The sequence below is a fragment of the Candidatus Nitrosopumilus sp. SW genome (assembly GCF_006740685.1).
In the GTDB taxonomy this organism is placed as follows: domain Archaea; phylum Thermoproteota; class Nitrososphaeria; order Nitrososphaerales; family Nitrosopumilaceae; genus Nitrosopumilus.
Genome location: NZ_CP035425.1, coordinates 1463431 through 1482111, shown reverse-complemented (window position 1 = coordinate 1482111; position 18681 = coordinate 1463431). Strand labels below are relative to the sequence as shown.

Below are 18681 nucleotides of genomic sequence, written 5' to 3'. Positions count from 1 at the left end.
AAAAGAAATCCAGAATGCAAAGGAGAGGGGGCAATATGATGTCATATGAGGATCAAGTAAGCGGAATTGCCGCAGAACTAGAGGAAATTCTGGATTTAGATGATTTAGAGGCTAAAGTTTACCTTAATTTACTTAGAGCAGGTCCCATAACTGCCAGTGCATTAGCAAAAGAGTTAGATATTGACAGAGCAAGAATGTACAGAACAGTAGATAGACTAGTAAGCAGAAATATTATTTCAACTACATTATCTAGCCCAAAATTGTGTATTGCAGTTGAACCGCACGAAGCATTGAAAATAACATTAGGTAAAAAAGAAGATGAAGTAAATAAAATCAAAAAATCAGGAGAGGCCATTATTGAAAAGATCAATAATGAAATTACAACAAATCAAAGTAGTTCAATTCCAACATTTAGAGTGGTACAAGGTCGCCAGAACATTTATGCAGATATTGCACAGATGATTGAAGAAACAACAGATGTGTTATACATTGTTACAACATTAGATGATGTTTCAAGAATGTATCATAGTACCATACCAGAAAAAATTACCATATGTGAAAAGAATGGAGGTAGTGTGAGACTATTGGTTGATATGAATGATACAAAACTCACACCATTTGTAAAGAGATTCAATGCAACTGAAACTAAAATTGGTAAATTACCATCCAAAGGAAGATTAATTGTTCAAAAAGACAAAAAAATGATAATGTCAGATTCTGCAGCATCATTTCAGCATTCTAATTCTGATTCTGATTTTTCATTATGTACAAACTCGACTGAAATGGTAGACAATATCTTTACACTCTGTAAATTTTTGTGGGAAACATCAAATCCACTAAAAACAATTGATGTAAAGAATTTCGTTAGTAATTAAACAAGAGATTCATCACTAACTTCGATAGGCTTTCTCCCCATAAATCCAGAGTCTTTCTCATGCCAGAATTTTATTTCAGTTTCACCATATTTCCAGCACAGCCAGACCTCTTCATCAAATCTCTTTGCAGGAAAGTCTAGCAAGCCTTGTTCGATGCTTTTAACTACAACTCCAGTATTTTCAAGGATTTCAACTGCTTCATAGAATTTTGTTATGGCAGAGTTTAGTTGTTGTTTTAGAGTCACATAATCCTCAAAAGAATTAGTAGTTGATACACTCATTTGTAATTGCTGTTCAAGTTTTTTTACTTCATTTTGTTTTGCTAATGCATATTCAAATTTCTTAATTACATCAGGAAGTGCTTCATTTGCTTCATTTGTAGTGAAAAATGAGAACATGAAAAGACTCTATATTTCTCGATTAAAAATCTTAGGCGCAAATTTATTAGTAAAACTCTATGAAGAGAATTATGAGTGAAGAGCAATTAGAAGCAATAATAGTTCAAACAATTAATGGAGCTGTAGCAACAATTCCTGCATATCTTGATGAGATAAAAGAAAACAAAGAAGTCCTAAAAGTAGAAGATCCTAAAGAATTTGTCTATGGAATTGTAATGGGTATGGCATTAGGAATGAGTGGAGCAATACTTAGTGCACAAAAAGAAATGCCAACACCAGAGGATCAAATCAAAGTTAGAGACATTGTCTACAAACACATACCAGAAATCAGAGAACGGATTTTTAGTTGATAGAATTCAATGAAAGAGAGACAGAGTTTCTCAATTCATTAGAAGAAGCTAGAATAGCTACATCACATGATGATGTTCCGCATGTCAAACCAGTATCATTTGTACTCGATGAAAATACAATCATTATTGCTACAGATTATGAAACAAGAACATACAAGAATCTAAAAACGAATCCAAATTCAAGTGTAATAATAGATATTTACAAGTCAGGGAAACACAAAGCAGTGTTAATTCAAGGTAAAACAGAGATAATAGAAAACGGAGATGAATTCAAAAAATTATACAATATTTTCCATCAAAAATTTGAATGGGTCAGACGAGACCCATGGAAGGAAAACGAAGCACCATTTCTAAAAATTATTCCAAAAAACAAAACCAGTTGGGGATTAGATAGCAGGTAGCAAACACTGTTGTGTTATACCTATTTTTTCAATAGTACCTATTGAAATCAAAACTGCCTGCTCATCACAGACACCATCATTATCAAAGTCAACTGAGACATAGACCTTACCTTCAGGAGAGATAGCATCAGACACTATCTTTATGGGAAATGATTCAGCCATTGCTGGTAAAACCGTTCCCATACCAAACAACAAGGCAATACTGGCAATGCCCAACAGAGGCAACACTACATTTCCCATAAAGAGACTATAGTGATTTTTAATGTTAAAATCGATGGAATTTTTAGATGATCAATAGTTCCAAAAAGGAACATTTGTAGATCATTAATGTGTAAAATCATCGTTTACTCTTCTTTACTTTTTTTGCCCGAGGTTTGGTTCGAAGTAAACGGCCACAGCAAGGGCACCACAAACCTTCCCAATTAAGGAACAATTCACATTCAGGACACCTCTTTTGTCCCAGTTCATATCTTCCACCATCAACACTGGTACTTGTTGCCTTGTATTTTTTACAAGATCCATTACAGTGCATCAACAATTATGAAATATAGATATAGAAAAACAGTAGCTTTATTTTCAAAAATCTGAATTTGTTTAATTTGTCAAAGTCATTAGATGGAGTTCAAGACTCCAAAATAATTAAGGCACAGATAATTCAAAAATGTAAATGAATAATAAGATTAAATGCTCTTATTGATTTTAGATTTTAAATAATTATTTTCTTGTTTACAAATATTGTAAAAGTAATTTTAGATTCAACACCACGGAATTCAACTATCTTTTTAGGGTCAAAAGGGACACAAATAGGTGTAAAAATTAACTCTTAAAATTTTCAGATTCTATACTATTTTTTCTTACCTTTGTTTGAGGATTTTTTCGAATTATCTCCACTTTTGCCTTTATCAGAGTTGTTTTTAGATTTGTTTTCTTTTTGTTTCTCCTCTTTCTTCTTTTCTTCTTTTATCTGATTTTTGATTTCTTTGATTAGAGATTGAGCATCAGATTTTTGGTCCTTATCTGAACTACTCATCACAATTTTTAGGGCTTGGACAGTACTGAATAATTCAATTTGTTCCTGTTTCCATTTTGCAATTTGAGAGTCAGAAAATTGGTTTAATGGAAATTCAGAAAATGCAATTAATTGATTAAGTTTCCTTAGTTTATTTTCATTTATTTTGAGTTCTTGGTTTAAGCTTTCATCAATAAAGGAATTAACCTTATCTAGAGATTGGGCTTCAGTATTTTGTATTCGTAGTTTAATTTTTTCAAATTCTTGGAGGTTTTTCTTATCAGAGACAGTCAATCCTTTTTTCTCTTTGATTAGTTGTTTTACCTCATTACGATAGTCTTCAAAAATATCCTGATAATCTTGTCTCAAAATGCGAATATCTTTTCTAAATTCTGAAAGATCTTTATTAAATTCGGTTCGGGTTTTTGCAGAATCTCCCAATTTTTGAGATTCATTAAATTCAGACTGTAAATCTTTGATTCCTTGTTGTTCTAATTTGAACAATATGTTAGAAGTCCTTACAAACTTAGAAACATGAGTTCCCAGATTTTCCAAGTCATTAGGAGATAAATCTCCAAGTGCCAAAAGTTCTTCATTAAGAACAGTTAACAAATTATTGATAGTCACAGTGAAAGAAGCTTGACCCTTATTTCCTGCATTATCAATAGCAGTACAAATTACTTCAGTAGTTCCTATGATAAATTCACTGCCGGATTGAGGAGTACAGTCAACAATAGGATCAACTACATCTAGGTCATCAGTAGCACTAACATCGGTATCAAATGTAACAATTAGATCACTGGTAATTGTTGATTCCAGTACAATATTTTCAGGAACGTTTACAGTTGGAGGAACTAGATCTGCAACAGTTACAGTAAAAGAAGCTTGACCCTTATTTCCTGCATTATCAATAGCAGTACAGATTACAGTATTCATTCCAAACCAAAAGAAATCGCCAGAATTAGGAGTACATACAGGAACAATATCACCATCTATGTCATCAGTAGCACTAACACCATCAAATACAACATATGCGCCAGTAATATCCTTAGCAGCAACAATAAAGTCCTCAGGAACAGTTACAACAGGAGGAATAACATCAGATGGCTCAGGTTCGGGTTCAGGTTCGGGTTCAGGAACAGTTTGTGCATAAACATCCTCAAATGCAATTCCAATAGTCAAAGCTAAAAGAGCAAAAATCAGAATAGTTTTCATATGTTATCATAATAATACCCATTAAAATAATTGATCATTAATTTCTAACAAATTAAGCCTGTTCTATTTCAAGAATGAAAACTGAATCCATAAAGAATAGTTGCTTTTTTGAGAACAAGCAGGATTCAAAATAAGTCTGTAAAGGTGCGTAGACTGTTTTGGGAATTAAATGAGATGCAAAATAAGCAGCAGTCTCCTTATTTCAGTTCAGGCTCTAAACAAATAAAGACGCCTCATAATTCAAAAATGTAAATGAGTAATAAGATCAAATGTTCACATATTCTTGTCTCAAAACAAAGCGAAGCACTTGCAATAATGGAGAAATTAAAGAACGGTGAAAAATTTGGAAAATTAGCAAAAGAATTATCCATTGATTCAGGTAGTGCCAAAAAAGATGGGAATTTAGGATATTTTACAAAAGGCATGATGGTAAAACCGTTTGAAGATGCAGCATTTAAACTCCAAGTCGGAGAAACATCGGAACCAGTAAAATCAGAATTTGGATACCACATCATCAAAAGGTTCGGATAACTATTTTAGATTTTAAACGAAGAGTTTCAACTTTGACTCTTACAAACCAAAATAAAATAAACATGAATATCATGCGTACATATAGACATGGCAATACTTACAGAGAAAACAATTGAAGAAGTTTTGACATATTTGGATAAATCAATTACAAATCTTGCAAGAGACGCATTTGAGAGTTTAGAAATAGAAGGGGGTTTTGAAGGAACAATAAACTTTCTAGAAAACCAATTTGAAATCAGATTGGAAAATCTACTTGCAGCAAAAGGTTCCAGCACTCATCATTTAGAATCAGGAATGAAAAACAAAATTATTCAGAAAAAACAATTAATTTTACAAGAAATTAAAAAACAATACCAAAATTAGATGAATGCATCAAGACCTGTTTTTTTAGAAACAATTTCTTGATTTTTTTCTAACACTTTAGTCATTTTGTCACCCATAGATTTTGATGCAGTCATTTTTCGTTTTCCAATCCAATAGTATGTCTCATCAATGGTATTTTTTGCAATCAGCACAACTAATTTTCCAGTATCTTTTCTTCCAGTCCTACCTCTTCTTTGGACAAATCTAACTGAGCTAGGAACATTGTCATAAAAGATAACCTGATTTACTTCAGCAATATCTAGACCTTCTTCTCCAACACGTGTTGCAATCAACACATCAAATATGCCATCTCTAAATTTTTGAACAGTTTCAATTTGCTTTTTTTGTTTTAAACCGGTCTCTCCTGCTTTTCCAATCAAAATTCCGGCAGAGACACCTAATTCAGTAAGTTTACTGTAGATTAAATCAACAGAGTCACGATAGCTAGTAAAGATTAAAGCTTTTCCAGGAACAGATTCAATGATGTCTTTTAATTTAGGAATTTTAGAATGCTCAATTCCTCTAGATTGAGCTTCTTTTGCAAGATGAACTGCACGAGTAAAATTTGGATCAACTTCAAAAAGTTCCTTTACTCCTGCACCCTTTTTTGCCTGAGCACGCTCACAAAATTTCAAAAATGGAGTTATTCCATGAGCTTCCAAGATATTTAGAGCATAATGAATTCTGATTGCAGTAAATAGCGGCTTTGCAGAACGTCTGTTTTGATTTAATACAAATTGTCTAATTCTCAATAGTGCAGAAAGAGATTGCTGTTCAGCTAATTTGATTCCATTATCACGTAATGTTTCATATCTTTGATCAAGAGCCAATTTCAATAATTTTTGAATTGCTTTTAATTCAGGAGGCAGTTCTACGTTTATCCATTCAGTATTTGTCTCTTGAGTGTATGGTTTTACATCAGGACTAGTTTCTGTTCTTTCAGCAACACTGGCGATTTTCAGTTTGGTTAGAATTTCGGTTGCCTTATCTTTTTCACTAGGTAATGTTGCAGTCATCCCAACAATTCTTGCACTAGAATCCGCAAAACGTTCTGCAATACCAGAATATGCATAATCCCCAACAGTTCTATGCACCTCATCAAATATTACAAGATTAAATTGATCAGGTGAAACAATACCTCTATCTAAATCGTTTTTTGCAATTTCAGGAGTAGCACAAATTACACTGTTATTCCATAATTTGGTTCTTTTTTGAATGGTGTCTTCTCCAGTAATCAAAGAGACGTCATCTAATGTTAAATTTTCTTTTAGAAATTCATAATGTTGATTCACAAGAACTCGTGTTGGAGCTAAAAACAATGCACCGCCAGTACCCTTTGATAGATATTCTGCAATAACTTGTAATGCAATTGCAGTTTTTCCAAGTCCAGTTGGTAAAACAACAATACAATTTTCAGATATTGCCTGAGCAGCAAGATTAACTTGATAATCTCGTTTTTCAATAGAGTCTTTTTTGACATATTTTTTTTCGATAAATTCAGTCATCGTACAAAGAAAATTTGTAATTTATTGATTTTATGCTTTCGTATAGTTAACCATTGACAAACACATACTCTCTACTTTCAAATTGACAAGGATTTGTGCCTAGAAGAGTATCAGTAATCATCAAAATTGATAAAACAAGCCCATTTTTATCCCATTATCGTTTGATACAGATATGAGCGACCAAAACTCTAATGAAGAGTATTTTCAATCATTGTTAGAATCTTTGAATAAAGATCCTAATTGGAGAACAGTAGAAGAACAATTAGAAAAATATGAATCAATTAAAAAGGATCTCACACAAGAGCAACAGACAATAATTTCAGAGATGGGAAGGGCAATGCTAGCGCTGGCTGATTCACAACCAAAAATAATAATTGACAAATTCTTAGAATTAGTGCAAAATCTCAATAAAAAATAAAAAAGAAAGAAAACTAGTCTAGTTTTTTCTTTGCACGATTAATCATAGCAGTCTCCTCGCGAAGGTGCTTTTTCAATAATCGTTCATGTGCTTTTTTATGAACACTATAAGCTTTGTTCAAAGATTTTTTGGTCTTTGCCTTTTTTACAGCGCTATTGAATTTTTTGTGAATAGCGTTTACTTCTGCTGTATAGCTTGCCATTAAATCACCAGTTTAGAGGATGTTAAAGAAGTTTGTGCATATATTGTTCAAGAAGGTGTTGATCGCAAAAAATCTGATTTTAACGTGATCCATATATTGAACAGACAAACAGAATTTGTGTTGAGTACTTTTGAGAGACCAAATTGGGATGAGTATTTTATGCTACAAGCAGAACTTGCAAAACTTCGTTCAAACTGTGTCACAAGACAGGTTGGTGCAGTTATTGTTAGAAACCACAGGCAATTAGCAACAGGATATAACGGAACACCTCCTGGAATCAAAAATTGTTTTGATGGAGGTTGTAAGAGATGTCAATTAAGGATGGAAGGCAAGATAGAATCAGGAGCGTCACTTGACAGATGTCTTTGTAATCATGCTGAAGCTAATGCAATAATGCATTGTGCAATACTAGGAATAGAGGCAGGAATAGAAGGAGCAGTACTATACACAACATTTGTTCCATGCCTAGAATGTACAAAAATGGCAATTACAATTGGGATTAGAAAATTTGTATGTCTTGATTCTTATCCAGAAACAGACTTTGACTTACTAAAAGAAGCAGGTGTAGAAGTCATCCAATTAGATAAAACAAAAATTGCAAAATGGGCTCAAGAACTAGTTAACAAATACAACTCCGGATGATAAAATGCAAGTCAACATGGAAGAAACAAAAAAAATTGAATCAATGCCACCATCCATGTTAGTATCAGCTACATATGATAACAATTCAAAATCAGCAGTTTTAAAGTTCTATGAGCCAGAATCTCAAAAATTATTTTTATGGAAAGATGAAATTGGTCACAAACCATATTGTTATTCACGATTAGCACCAGAAGAACTAGAGTTTCTTCAAGAGAGAGACGATGTTTTAGAAATCAAAACAGTTCAAAGATATGATTTGATGAAAGACAAAGAAATCAACATGTCAAAAATTACAGTGGCAGATCCCTTAGCAATAGGAGGAACTACAGGAGATAAGAGTATTAGAAATGTAATTGAGACATGGGAATCCGATATCAAATATTATGAAAATTATTTGTATGATAGAAAGCTAATAGTTGGAAAATATTATGAGATCACAAATGGAAAAATCCAACCACATGATTTGGAAATATCTGATGAAGTAAAGATTGCACTAAAGAGTTTGCTATGGGATAAAGTAGATAGTGAAAGCATGGTAGATGCTGAAGAATTCAAAAAATTTGTTTCAGAATGGGCAGATTTGCTCAATCAACCAATTCCAAAAATAAAAAGACTCAGTGTAGACATTGAAGTAGAAGCAGAGGTCGGAAGAATTCCAGACCCAAAAATTGCTGAAAAAAAAGTTACTGCAATAGGAATGAAGGGAACAGACGGATTTGACCAGATTTTTGTGCTTAAAACAGAAGGAACAGAGCAAGGTACAAACGAATTAGACCAAAACATCAAAGTGACATTTTATGATTTAGATAAAGAAAAAGACATGATTTATGATGCATTTCAAATAATCAAAGAGTTTCCATTTGTTGTCACATACAATGGTGATGAATTTGATTTACCATATTTGTATAACAGAGCAGAAAGACTTGGAATAAAAAATTCCGATAATCCATTTTATATGATGAGGGATTCTGCAACACTCAAACAAGGTGTGCATCTTGATTTGTATAGAACATTTTCAAATAGATCATTTCAAATCTATGCCTTTAGTCAAAAATATACAAACTTTTCATTAAATGAAGTCTCAAAAGCATTACTTGGAAAAGAAAAGATAGACTATGGTTTAGAGTTTGATCAGTTAACACTCTATCAGACAGCAAACTATTGTTATAATGATGCTTTGCTAACATACGAACTTACAAGTTTTAACAGTGAATTATTGATGCAATTACTTGTAATCATTTCAAGAATTGGAAGAATGCCAATTGACGATATTGCAAGAATGGGAGTATCGCAATGGATTCGAAGTTTATTGTATTATGAACACAGAAAGCGAAATTGTCTGATTCCAAAAAGACAGGAGCTTGAAAGAAGATCAGAAGGAGTAATGTCAGACGCAGTTATCAAAGATAAAAAATACAGAGGAGGACTGGTTGTTGAACCAAAAGAAGGAATTCATTTTGATGTAGTGGTGATGGACTTTGCAAGTCTGTATCCCAGTATCATTAAGGTAAGAAATCTATCATATGAAACCGTAAGATGCCCACATGAAGAATGCAAAAAAAATTCAATTCCAGGAACAAATCACTGGACATGCTCCAAGAAAAATGGGCTAACATCGATGATTATAGGCTCGCTAAGAGATTTGAGGGTAAATTACTACAAGAGTTTATCAAAAAAAGAAACGTTAACTGAAGAACAAAGACAGCAATATACAGTCGTCAGCCAAGCACTTAAGGTAATTCTAAACGCAAGTTATGGGGTAATGGGGGCAGAGATATTTCCATTGTATTTTCTTCCAGCAGCAGAAGCAACTACTGCAATTGGAAGACACACGATTTTAGAGACAATTAAAAAATGTGAGGCAACCGGAATTGAGGTGCTTTACGGAGATACTGACTCATTATTTATCAAAAACCCAACTAAAGAACAAATTCAAACAGTAATAGAACAAGCAAAAAAAGATCACGGAGTAGATTTAGAGATTGATAAAACATACAGATATTGTGTGCTTAGTAACAGAAAGAAAAACTATCTAGGAGTTACCAAAGAAGGAAAAGTAGATGTCAAAGGACTCACAGGGAAAAAATCACACACTCCACCATTTATCAAAAAATTATTTTACGAACTACTTGATGTGTTGTCAGAAGTTCAAACAGTAGAAGATTTCGAAAAAGCTAAAAAGAAGATTTCTGAGAAAATTTCCACATGTGGTAAAAAAGTAGAAGCAAAAGAAATTCCATTAGAAGATTTGACATTTAATGTAATGCTAAGTAAGGCACCATCAGAATATACAAAAACCATTCCACAACACATACGAGCAGCAAAACAACTAGAAACTATACGAGAGATAAAAAAAGGTGATAGAATTTCCTATATCAAAATCTTAAACAAACCAGGAGTCAAACCTGTAGAGATGGCAAAAAAAGAAGAAATTGATTCTAAAAAATACATGGAGTTTATGGAATCCACACTTGAGCAAATAACATCATCAATGGATTTGGACTTTGATACAATTTTAGGAAAACCAAAACAAACAGGATTAGACGAATTTTTCTGGAATTAGTGGACATAATGGAAATTGATGGAACGCTACTAACAATTCTAGGAGTGGCTGCAGGGATTTTGATTCTAACAGGGTGGGTAGAGCAAATTTACAAAGGATACAAAACAAAAAGCCTCAAAGATGTCTCAAAATTTTTGATGATATTCATATCAGCAGGAGCAATTCTATGGTTAATTTACGGAGTCATAGTAGAGGATGTATTCATCATCGGAACAAACATAGCTGCAATTGTATTGATGATGATAGTATTGGCAATGAAGAAAATGTATGATAAAAGGTTAAGAAGTTAAATTAAAGATTAAATACAATACAAGAAGGTTCAAAGAAAGATGTTCGTAATTAATTGTAAAAATTATGAAGAGATTTCAGGAGACAAAATTATCAAATTCGTAAAAACTGCTGAGAAAATTTCTAAAAAATTTAAAATAAAAATTGCAATTTGTCCACCACAGCACTTAATTGGACTTGTAGCAAGTAGTTCTATCCCAATTTTTGCACAACATGTTGATGATTCTAAAGTTGGCAGTACAACAGGTTTTGTGATTCCAGAACTGCTAAAAAAATCCAAAGTTAATGGATCATTAATCAACCACAGTGAACATCGAATCTCATCAAATGAGATCGAAAAATTAGTTTTAAAATTAAAAGAGTTGAAAATGACATCAATTGTTTGTGTGAAAGATGTTGCAGAAGCTAGAAAATATGCAAAACTAAATCCAAATTACATTGCTATAGAACCTCCAGAACTTATTGGTTCAGGAAAAGCAGTGTCAACTGAAAGACCAGAATTAATAACAAAAGCAGCAAGTGCTGTAAAAAGTGCAAACAACAACACAAAACTTCTTTGTGGAGCAGGAATTGTTTCTGGACAAGATGTCTCAAAGGCAGTGGAATTAGGATCAAAAGGGATCCTTGTAGCAAGTGGCATAATCAAAGCAAAGAATTGGGATAAAATAATTTCCGAATTTGCCAAGGCATTAGTTTAAAAAGCCAAAAAATTTACGCATTCTTGCATGGCAAAAACAAAACCAGTTTATGCATTTGAGGAGGCAGACAGCAAAAAAAGAATGCTTCTAGGCGGAAAAGGAGCAGGATTAAGCGAGATGACTCGACTAAAGCTCCCAGTACCACCAGGATTTACGATCACAACTGAGGTTTGTAACAAGTATTATGAAAACAACAGAAAACTTCCAAAAGACGTCATGCCATTAGTAATGAAAAATATTGAAAAAATTGAAAAGAAAACAGGAAAAAAATGGAATTCAACAAAAAACCCATTATTAGTATCCGTTCGTTCAGGTGCTGCAATATCAATGCCAGGTATGATGGATACGATTTTGAATTTAGGATTAAACGAAAAAACAGTAGAAGGGCTAGCTTCACAAACAAAGAATCCACGTTTTGCATGGGATTCGTATCGAAGATTCATCCAATTATTTGGTAAAGTTGTATTTGGAGTCAATGATGAAAAATTTGATCATGTTCTAGACTCTGCAAAAGACAAACAAAAAGTAAAAGACGATAGTCAACTAAATGTAGAATCATTAAAACAAATTGTATCAGAATATAAAAAAATCTGTGAAAAACACACCAATAGAAAATTCCCAGATTCTCCAAACGAGCAATTAGGATTAGCAATTGAAGCTGTATTCAAAAGTTGGATGGGAGAAAGAGCAATAGTTTATCGTGAGAAAAATAATATTACAAAAGATATCGCAAATGGTACTGCTGTAAATGTCGTCACAATGGTATTTGGCAACATGGGTGATGATAGTGCAACAGGTGTTGTATTTACAAGAAATGGACACAATGGTAAAAAAGAAATTGAAGGCGAATATCTAATCAATGCACAAGGTGAAGACGTTGTTGCAGGGGTTAGAACTGGAAAGAATGTTTCTTTACTAAAAAAAGAGATGCCAAAATCTTACAAAGAATTAAGCAATGCATGTGCCAAATTAGAAAAACATTTCAGAGAACCACAAGATATTGAATTTACAATTGAACAAGGCAAATTCTATTTATTACAAACTAGAACTGCAAAAATGAGCGCAGGTGCACTAATCAAAACATCAGTAGACATGGTAAAAGAAAAACTAATTGACAAAAATAAAGCACTTGCAAGAATTCCTGCACAGCAACTAGAAGCTTTACTGCATAGAACAATGGATGAATCCAAAGTTAAAAATCACAAACAGTTAGCAAAAGGAATTGCAGCATCACCAGGAGCAGCAAGTGGAATTGCAGTATTTGATGTGAAAAAAGCAATAGAGTTAGGAGAAGCAGGAAAGAAGATTATTCTAATTAGAAAAGAAACAAAACCTGAAGATGTTCCAGCATTCTTTTCATCAGAAGGTGTTTTGACCAGTTTAGGTGGAAAATCATCTCATGCTGCAATTGTTTCAAGAGGAATGGGAAAACCATGTATTGTAGGATGTTCAGAATTAAAAATCAATTACGACAATAACACATGTAATGCAAATGGCATCACCGTAAAAGAAGGTGAAACAATCACCATTGATGGTAGTGCAGGCATAGTCCTTATTGGAGAAGTACCAACGGTAGAACCAAAAGTAACAAAAGACTTTGAACAGATTTTAGGATGGGCTCAAAAAACTAAAGCACTAGGAATAAGAGCAAATGCAGATACACCTGAGGCTGCAAAACTTGCAAGAGAATTTGGAGCCCAAGGTATAGGCCTATGTAGAACAGAAAGAATGTTCAATGCTAGTGATAGAATTGGTCTTTTTGTAGACATGATCATGGCTGAAAACATAGAAGAAAGATCCAAAGTTCTCAAAAAATTAGGAGAATTACAAAAAAGTGACTTTATTCAGATTCTAAAAGCCATGGAAGGGTACGAAGTAACAATCAGATTATTAGATCCACCACTACATGAATTCTTACCAAACCCTGAAGAATTAGCAGAGAAAATTCACAAACTGGAGCAATCAAAAGACACAAAAGAGCTTGAAAAAGCCAAAGTTGTTTTAAAAAGAGCAAGAGAATTAGCAGAAGTAAACCCAATGATGGGACATAGAGGAGTAAGAGTAGGAATCACATACCCTGAAATTTATGAGATGCAGATTCGTGCAGTGTTTGAAGCATTAGTTGAATTGACAAAAAAGAAAGTAAAAGCACACCCACAAATTATGATTCCACAAATTAGTAGCATTGCAGAATTAAATCATATTAAGAAAATTTACGACAAAATAAAGAAAGAAGTTGAAACCAAAAACAAGATGAAATTAACAATTAACTTTGGTACTATGATAGAAGTGGTAAGAGCTGCATTAACAGCAGATGAACTTGCAACTACTGCAGAATTCTTTAGTTTTGGTACTAATGACTTAACACAAGGAACATTTAGTTTTAGCAGAGAAGATGTAGAAGGAAAATTCCTTCCAGAATACATGGAAAAAGAATTACTTGAACGTAGTCCATTCCAATCAATCGATGTAAACGGTGTGGGCAATCTAATTGAAATTGGAATTGCCAACGGTCGCGGAGTAAGAAAGAATATGGAAGTAGGAATTTGTGGAGAACATGGTGGAGACCCAAGTTCCATCAAATTCTGTCACAAAGCAGGACTTAGTTATGTTAGTGCATCACCACATAGAATCCCTATTGCAATTGTTGCAGCAGCTCAGGCAGCAATTGAAAATCCAAAAAGAAAATAATTCAGTATAGTTTAATAGAGATTTAACTCTACTAAATCCAAAATGCTTCCAAATGTAGAATCAATAAAACAAATGAGGCAAAAATTAGGAATTACGCAAAAAAAACTTGCCGTTATGACGGGTGTCAGTACTTCTATGATTAACCAAATTGAATCAGGACGAAGTCAGCCAAGTTATGAGACAGCAAAAAAGATTTTTGAAAATCTGTCAAACTTGGAGAGTAGATCATCATCTTACAAAGCAGGTGATTTTTGCAGTCAAGACATTGTAAAATTAAAACCATCCAATACACTACATGATGCAATCAAAAAGATGCATGAATTATCAATTAGTCAAATTCCAGTATTTGATGGAAAAGAAATAGTAGGAGTTGTGTCAGAAGACGGAATTGTCAAACATCTTGCAGATGTGGGAGAAGCTGAATTAAAAAATGCAAAACTAGCAGACACGATGGATCCTGTTCCACCAATAGTAGACTTTGAAACGCCTGCAAATGTACTAGTTCCATTGATTCGTTATTCCAAATGCATCCTTGTTACAAAAAAATCAAAAATTATGGGAATTATTACTGCATCAGACACACTGAAAATGATGGAATAGTTACTCTTTTGATTTTTTAACTAGAGATTTTTTAGGTAATGAAATGGTAAACGTCGTGGGGTTTTGGGATACAGTAATTGAACCACCATGTTGTTCCAAAACAGACTTGCAAAAAGACAATCCTAAGCCAGTTCCAGAGGGTTTTGTAGTAAATAGCGAATCAAAGATTTTGGCCATATTTTCAGAAGGAATTCCGGGGCCATTGTCACTAATTTGAATTTGATTATCATGATTTGACTTGTTTGAAGATATGGTGATTTTACCAGATTTGTCAACTGCTTCAAGTGCATTGTTAATGATATTCATCAGAACAATCTGAAGTTTGTCAGGATCACATTGAATTACATCATCAGAGCATTCTACAGACACGTTTACAGATGAAGGAATTTGAATTGTATTCAAAGTATCATTAATCAAATCACGCAGTTTCACATTCTGAATATCAAGAGGTTTTTCACGAACATATTGTAGAACACTACGAATTTGGGTTTCAAGATTTTCAGAAGCAGATTTAATTCGGTCTAATTTTTCAATAGAAGCATCATCAAGGGATTCTTTTGAAGAATGGTAAATCAAATCCACAGTTGCTTTGATCACAGTCAAAGGGGTTCTTAGATTATGAACTAATTTTGATGCAGATTCTCCAATTTTTGCCATTCTTTCTAATTGTTGTTTTTGAATGAGAAGTTCCTGGTTTTGTAGATGGATTTCTTCTTGATACGAATTCATTTTCTGAATCAAATCATTTACAGAGTGAGAAATTTTGCCAATATCAGGATCAGATACATCCAATTCTTCTAAACGTTCAGGGTTTTCTTTAGATATTTCATCAGCTAGTTTGGTAATGGGTCTTGTAATTCTAGAAGAAATCACAATCACACTAAAAATGCCAATAATTGTTACAGACAATGCAATTATTCCAATTGTAAAAAGTAAATCAGAAAGAGTGGTATGACCAACAAGCATTAAAGATTCAGGTTTTTCATAAATCAAAATCCAATCAAATGTTGAAAGACGTTCATAAACAAAGTAATGTGTTTCTGTTCCATCAAAGTAAGAACCACTGCCAATTTCATTTAATTTCATTTCATTTAAAATATTTAGACTATCATCACCAAAAGCAGTTTGAAATGACGGAAATTGTTTCTCAGGCTCAAAAGAGGAAACTGTTTCAGTCACCGTATCTTGTGTATCAGCAATTATGTATCCGTTAGGATCTACAACAAACATTCTACCATCACGACCATCAAGAAGTTTTTCAAATACAGTCATAGGCATTTCAAAGTGATAGATTGCAGGTTTTTGACCATTACCTAATTCCACAGGAGAAGTATAGGCAAAGACCCACCTTTCAGTATCAGGAGAAACATAAGGATATTGTACATGGACTTCATTTTTTTGTTTCATAAAGGACGATTCAAAAAATGGAGCAGTTGCTTCATCAGGAGAAAGATTTTCATTAATTTCTATTTGACTCAACACCAATCTTGCATGTTCTTGTCCTGTCGCATCAATTAAACAAGTCTCATCAACTTCAAATTTATTTTGAAAATGATATGTCCATCGTTCTAATTCTTCCTTTATTTCTTGTTGTTTCTCAGTGAATTGAAGGACGCCATTTTCATCATATACATTACCAGCTTTAGTTTCAGGCAACTCAAAATACTCTACAAATTTTGGATTTTTCAAAGCAAAGACAAGATCTTCTGACGCTCTTTGATGTAGAGTTTCTATTTCATGCATAATTTCGGCATTATGAGTATTCATTTTTGCAATTTCAGCATCAAGTATACTTGATTCAGTGTAAGAGATTGCAAAGTATGAAGAAATACCAACACTGAGAATAATAATAATTGAAAAGAAAAATATCAATTGAGTACGAATTTTCATGTCTTCACACACAACTCACTGGAATTTAGTAGTTGCTTCAAATCTATTTTGGATGAGAGCAAAGTTCAGCCAAAACACCATGAAGTGATTTTGGATGAATAAAGGTAACTTTGGTCCCTGCAGAACCAGGTCTGATTTGTCCTAGAAATTGAATCCCACATCCTTCCATTCTTTCTACTTCACCTTCGATGTTATCAGTTTCAAGTGCCATGTGATGTAGTCCTTGCCCTTTTTTCTCCAAGAATTTTTTGATGGGACTATTGTCATTTGTTGGTTGCATTAATTCAACACGGCCATTTTCTAAATGAATAATTGCAACTTTGACTCCTTCAGACTCTACTGTTTCAAATTCTACAGAGTCTACACCTAAAGCTTGCTGGTAAACTTTAGCAGATTCCTCTACATCATTTACGGCAATTGCAATATGATCAATCTTCATCTAAAATACCTCTTTTGGACGATATTCACCAAATACTTCACGAAATGCATTGCTAATTTCACCAGTAGTAGCATAAGATTTTGCTGCAGTGATAATGTAAGGCATAAGATTATCATCAGTATCTGCTGCACTTTGCATTGCAGATAATGCCTTTTCCCATTTCTTTTTGTCACGGGATGCGCGTAATTGTTTTAATGCTTTTTTCTGTTGAATCTCAACTTTACCACCAATTCTAAGTAGTTCTGGTTGTTCTTCTTCTTCGACATATTTGTTAACACCAACTAGAATTCTTTCTCCGTCATCAGCCTCTTTCTTTAAACGATATGCGTTTGCTCTAATTTCAGACTGGAAGAATCCTTTTTCAATTGCCTTTACAGAGCCACCCATCTTCTGGATTTTTTTGAGATATTTCCACACACCCTCTTCAATTTGGTCTGTTAATTCCTCAAGGTAGTAAGAACCACCAAGTGGGTCAGCAGTCTTTGTGATTCCACTCTCATGTGCAACAATTTGCTGGGTTCTCAAGGCTATTTTTGCAGATTCCTGTGTAGGAAGTGCTAATGCTTCATCTCTAGAGTTTGTATGAAGTGATTGTGTACCACCAGCAACTGCAGCCATTGTTTGAATAGCTACACGAATAATGTTATTATCAGGTTGTTGTGCAGTAAGTGATTCACCACTAGTTTGAGTATGGAATTTTAGTTGCAATGACCTTGGATTTTTTGCATGAAACATTTCTTTGAGAATTTTTGCATAAACTTTTCTTGCGACTCTAAACTTTGCAACTTCTTCAAAGAATTCGATTGTACAACAAAAGAAGAATGATAAACGAGGTGCAAAGTCATCAATTTTCAATCCCTTATCCAAACAAGTTTGAATGTATGCTATTGCATTTGCTAGAGTAAATGCAACTTCTTGTGTTGCAGTACATCCTGCTTCTCTCATATGATAACCAGAAATAGACACAGGGTACCACGAAGGAACTTTTTCTGCACAATAACCAATCATGTCACCGATTAATCTCATAGAAGGTTGCGGAGGATAGATGTAAGTATTTCTTGCAATGTATTCTTTGAGAATATCATTTTGAGTTGTTCCACGTAGTTCGTGACTTTTGAATCCTTGAGATTCTCCAACTGCAATATAATATGCAAGTAATGTTGAAGCTGTAGAATTAATTGTCATTGAAGAACTAACCTTTCCAAGAGGAATACCATCAAAGGCAGTCATCATATCTTTGATAGAAGTAATAGAAACTCCGACTTTGCCGACTTCACCTTCTGCTTGAGGAGAATCAGAATCATATCCAATTTGTGTCGGAAGATCAAAAGCCATAGAGAGTCCAGTTTGACCCTTTTCAAGCATAAACTTGAATCGCTCATTTGTAAGCTTAGCATCACCAAATCCAGAGTATTGTCTCATAGTCCAGAATCTATCACGGAACATTCCAGGATGAATTCCACGTGTAAATGGATATTTTCCCGAGTCCTCTGTTGGGCGTTTCTTTGATGATTTTTGATAGATTCGTTTTACTGGGAAATTAGAATCGGTAAAGATTTTCTTTTCAGGTTGTTTTGGTTTTGATTTTTTTGCCGCCATTATT

The 18681-nt window shown here is 33.6% G+C and carries 21 protein-coding genes; 12 read left to right on the top strand and 9 right to left on the bottom strand.

Annotation, left to right across the window (positions count from 1 at the left end):
- Positions 1 to 35 precede the first annotated feature (35 nt).
- Positions 36 to 875, top strand: a complete 840-nt coding sequence (locus tag Nisw_RS08880) for a TrmB family transcriptional regulator (protein WP_141978372.1) — start codon at positions 36 to 38, stop codon at positions 873 to 875.
- Here the strand turns inward: Nisw_RS08880 and Nisw_RS08875 are convergent.
- A complete protein-coding gene (locus Nisw_RS08875; RefSeq protein WP_141978370.1) occupies positions 872 to 1273 on the bottom strand; it encodes a DUF2203 domain-containing protein in 402 nt (133 codons plus the stop codon). The two genes, Nisw_RS08880 and Nisw_RS08875, sit on opposite strands and share 4 nt — an antisense overlap.
- A 71-nt stretch (positions 1274 to 1344) precedes the next feature.
- Here Nisw_RS08875 and Nisw_RS08870 point away from each other — a divergent pair, with 71 nt between their 5' ends.
- Positions 1345 to 1623 carry a hypothetical protein gene (locus Nisw_RS08870; RefSeq protein ID WP_141978368.1) on the top strand — a complete coding sequence of 93 codons (279 nt, stop codon included), beginning with the start codon at positions 1345 to 1347 and terminating at the stop codon, positions 1621 to 1623.
- Entirely contained in the window at positions 1620 to 2024 is a 405-nt protein-coding gene (locus Nisw_RS08865) for a pyridoxamine 5'-phosphate oxidase family protein (RefSeq protein ID WP_141978366.1), read from the top strand. Before Nisw_RS08870 ends, Nisw_RS08865 begins: the two co-directional genes overlap by 4 nt.
- Here the strand turns inward: Nisw_RS08865 and Nisw_RS08860 are convergent.
- From Nisw_RS08860 to Nisw_RS08850, 3 genes are all read right to left on the bottom strand, one after another.
- Positions 2010 to 2264, bottom strand: coding sequence for a hypothetical protein (locus tag Nisw_RS08860; RefSeq protein WP_141978364.1), 255 nt, complete (start codon positions 2262 to 2264; stop codon positions 2010 to 2012). The genes Nisw_RS08865 and Nisw_RS08860 overlap by 15 nt on opposite strands.
- 97 nt (positions 2265 to 2361) lie before the next feature.
- Positions 2362 to 2556: a hypothetical protein gene (locus tag Nisw_RS08855; protein WP_141978362.1), complete on the bottom strand. Its 195-nt coding sequence runs from the start codon at positions 2554 to 2556 to the stop codon at positions 2362 to 2364.
- Positions 2557 to 2868: 312 nt separating this feature from the next.
- On the bottom strand, positions 2869 to 4248 hold the full coding sequence (locus Nisw_RS08850) for an HYR domain-containing protein (protein WP_141978360.1): 1380 nt from the start codon (positions 4246 to 4248) through the stop codon (positions 2869 to 2871).
- A 252-nt stretch (positions 4249 to 4500) separates the two neighbouring features.
- On the opposite strand from Nisw_RS08850, the gene Nisw_RS08845 reads away from it, so the two are divergent.
- Entirely contained in the window at positions 4501 to 4779 is a 279-nt protein-coding gene (locus Nisw_RS08845) for a peptidylprolyl isomerase (protein ID WP_141978358.1), read from the top strand.
- An 87-nt stretch (positions 4780 to 4866) separates the two neighbouring features.
- Entirely contained in the window at positions 4867 to 5142 is a 276-nt protein-coding gene (locus Nisw_RS08840; RefSeq protein ID WP_141978356.1) for a hypothetical protein, read from the top strand.
- Here Nisw_RS08840 and Nisw_RS08835 read toward each other — a convergent pair.
- On the bottom strand, positions 5139 to 6647 hold the full coding sequence (locus tag Nisw_RS08835; protein ID WP_141978354.1) for a DEAD/DEAH box helicase: 1509 nt from the start codon (positions 6645 to 6647) through the stop codon (positions 5139 to 5141). The genes Nisw_RS08840 and Nisw_RS08835 overlap by 4 nt on opposite strands.
- 172 nt (positions 6648 to 6819) lie before the next feature.
- Here Nisw_RS08835 and Nisw_RS08830 point away from each other — a divergent pair, with 172 nt between their 5' ends.
- Positions 6820 to 7065 (top strand): hypothetical protein, encoded by a 246-nt coding sequence (locus Nisw_RS08830; protein ID WP_141978352.1) that lies wholly within the window; start codon positions 6820 to 6822, stop codon positions 7063 to 7065.
- A gap of 13 nt (positions 7066 to 7078) precedes the next feature.
- Here Nisw_RS08830 and Nisw_RS08825 read toward each other — a convergent pair whose 3' ends face one another.
- Positions 7079 to 7267 carry a hypothetical protein gene (locus Nisw_RS08825; protein ID WP_141978350.1) on the bottom strand — a complete coding sequence of 63 codons (189 nt, stop codon included), beginning with the start codon at positions 7265 to 7267 and terminating at the stop codon, positions 7079 to 7081.
- Between the two features lie 117 nt (positions 7268 to 7384).
- On the opposite strand from Nisw_RS08825, the gene Nisw_RS08820 reads away from it, so the two are divergent.
- Genes Nisw_RS08820 through Nisw_RS08795 form a run of 6 tightly spaced genes read left to right on the top strand, consistent with a single transcriptional unit; the run spans position 7385 to position 14749 of the window.
- Positions 7385 to 7909 carry a cytidine/deoxycytidylate deaminase family protein gene (locus tag Nisw_RS08820; RefSeq protein ID WP_370510678.1) on the top strand — a complete coding sequence of 175 codons (525 nt, stop codon included), beginning with the start codon at positions 7385 to 7387 and terminating at the stop codon, positions 7907 to 7909.
- 4 nt (positions 7910 to 7913) lie between these two features.
- Complete coding sequence (locus tag Nisw_RS08815) at positions 7914 to 10472, top strand: DNA-directed DNA polymerase I (protein WP_141978346.1); 2559 nt, start codon at positions 7914 to 7916, stop codon at positions 10470 to 10472.
- Between the two features lie 8 nt (positions 10473 to 10480).
- On the top strand, positions 10481 to 10762 hold the full coding sequence (locus Nisw_RS08810; protein WP_141978344.1) for a SemiSWEET family sugar transporter: 282 nt from the start codon (positions 10481 to 10483) through the stop codon (positions 10760 to 10762).
- Between the two features lie 39 nt (positions 10763 to 10801).
- Positions 10802 to 11458 carry a triose-phosphate isomerase gene (gene tpiA / locus Nisw_RS08805; RefSeq protein ID WP_141978342.1) on the top strand — a complete coding sequence of 219 codons (657 nt, stop codon included), beginning with the start codon at positions 10802 to 10804 and terminating at the stop codon, positions 11456 to 11458.
- Between the two features lie 27 nt (positions 11459 to 11485).
- Positions 11486 to 14149 (top strand): pyruvate, phosphate dikinase, encoded by a 2664-nt coding sequence (ppdK, locus tag Nisw_RS08800; protein ID WP_141978340.1) that lies wholly within the window; start codon positions 11486 to 11488, stop codon positions 14147 to 14149.
- A 42-nt stretch (positions 14150 to 14191) separates the two neighbouring features.
- The gene (locus Nisw_RS08795; RefSeq protein WP_141978338.1) at positions 14192 to 14749 is read left to right on the top strand and encodes a helix-turn-helix domain-containing protein; all 558 of its coding nucleotides are present in this window, start codon (positions 14192 to 14194) and stop codon (positions 14747 to 14749) included.
- Here Nisw_RS08795 and Nisw_RS08790 read toward each other — a convergent pair whose 3' ends face one another.
- The 3 genes from Nisw_RS08790 to Nisw_RS08780 are packed head-to-tail and all read right to left on the bottom strand — an operon-like array spanning position 14750 to position 18677.
- Entirely contained in the window at positions 14750 to 16639 is a 1890-nt protein-coding gene (locus Nisw_RS08790; RefSeq protein ID WP_141978336.1) for a sensor histidine kinase, read from the bottom strand.
- 43 nt (positions 16640 to 16682) lie between these two features.
- Positions 16683 to 17078: a methylmalonyl-CoA epimerase gene (gene mce / locus Nisw_RS08785; RefSeq protein ID WP_141978334.1), complete on the bottom strand. Its 396-nt coding sequence runs from the start codon at positions 17076 to 17078 to the stop codon at positions 16683 to 16685.
- Positions 17079 to 18677 (bottom strand): methylmalonyl-CoA mutase, encoded by a 1599-nt coding sequence (locus Nisw_RS08780; RefSeq protein WP_141978332.1) that lies wholly within the window; start codon positions 18675 to 18677, stop codon positions 17079 to 17081.
- Positions 18678 to 18681 lie beyond the last annotated feature (4 nt).

What these genes read in the sequence shown, in the direction of transcription:
- Nisw_RS08880 (WP_141978372.1), top strand. Translation starts at nt 36, where the DNA reads ATGATGTCATATGAGGATCAAGTAAGCGGAATTGCCGCAGAACTAGAG.
- Nisw_RS08875 (WP_141978370.1), bottom strand. Translation starts at nt 1,273, where the DNA reads ATGTTCTCATTTTTCACTACAAATGAAGCAAATGAAGCACTTCCTGAT.
- Nisw_RS08870 (WP_141978368.1), top strand. Translation starts at nt 1,345, where the DNA reads ATGAGTGAAGAGCAATTAGAAGCAATAATAGTTCAAACAATTAATGGA.
- Nisw_RS08860 (WP_141978364.1), bottom strand. Translation starts at nt 2,264, where the DNA reads ATGGGAAATGTAGTGTTGCCTCTGTTGGGCATTGCCAGTATTGCCTTG.
- Nisw_RS08855 (WP_141978362.1), bottom strand. Translation starts at nt 2,556, where the DNA reads ATGCACTGTAATGGATCTTGTAAAAAATACAAGGCAACAAGTACCAGT.
- Nisw_RS08850 (WP_141978360.1), bottom strand. Translation starts at nt 4,248, where the DNA reads ATGAAAACTATTCTGATTTTTGCTCTTTTAGCTTTGACTATTGGAATT.
- Nisw_RS08845 (WP_141978358.1), top strand. Translation starts at nt 4,501, where the DNA reads ATGAGTAATAAGATCAAATGTTCACATATTCTTGTCTCAAAACAAAGC.
- Nisw_RS08840 (WP_141978356.1), top strand. Translation starts at nt 4,867, where the DNA reads ATGGCAATACTTACAGAGAAAACAATTGAAGAAGTTTTGACATATTTG.
- Nisw_RS08835 (WP_141978354.1), bottom strand. Translation starts at nt 6,647, where the DNA reads ATGACTGAATTTATCGAAAAAAAATATGTCAAAAAAGACTCTATTGAA.
- Nisw_RS08830 (WP_141978352.1), top strand. Translation starts at nt 6,820, where the DNA reads ATGAGCGACCAAAACTCTAATGAAGAGTATTTTCAATCATTGTTAGAA.
- Nisw_RS08825 (WP_141978350.1), bottom strand. Translation starts at nt 7,267, where the DNA reads ATGGCAAGCTATACAGCAGAAGTAAACGCTATTCACAAAAAATTCAAT.
- Nisw_RS08815 (WP_141978346.1), top strand. Translation starts at nt 7,914, where the DNA reads ATGCAAGTCAACATGGAAGAAACAAAAAAAATTGAATCAATGCCACCA.
- Nisw_RS08810 (WP_141978344.1), top strand. Translation starts at nt 10,481, where the DNA reads ATGGAAATTGATGGAACGCTACTAACAATTCTAGGAGTGGCTGCAGGG.
- tpiA (WP_141978342.1), top strand. Translation starts at nt 10,802, where the DNA reads ATGTTCGTAATTAATTGTAAAAATTATGAAGAGATTTCAGGAGACAAA.
- ppdK (WP_141978340.1), top strand. Translation starts at nt 11,486, where the DNA reads ATGGCAAAAACAAAACCAGTTTATGCATTTGAGGAGGCAGACAGCAAA.
- Nisw_RS08795 (WP_141978338.1), top strand. Translation starts at nt 14,192, where the DNA reads ATGCTTCCAAATGTAGAATCAATAAAACAAATGAGGCAAAAATTAGGA.
- Nisw_RS08790 (WP_141978336.1), bottom strand. Translation starts at nt 16,639, where the DNA reads ATGAAAATTCGTACTCAATTGATATTTTTCTTTTCAATTATTATTATT.
- mce (WP_141978334.1), bottom strand. Translation starts at nt 17,078, where the DNA reads ATGAAGATTGATCATATTGCAATTGCCGTAAATGATGTAGAGGAATCT.
- Nisw_RS08780 (WP_141978332.1), bottom strand. Translation starts at nt 18,677, where the DNA reads ATGGCGGCAAAAAAATCAAAACCAAAACAACCTGAAAAGAAAATCTTT.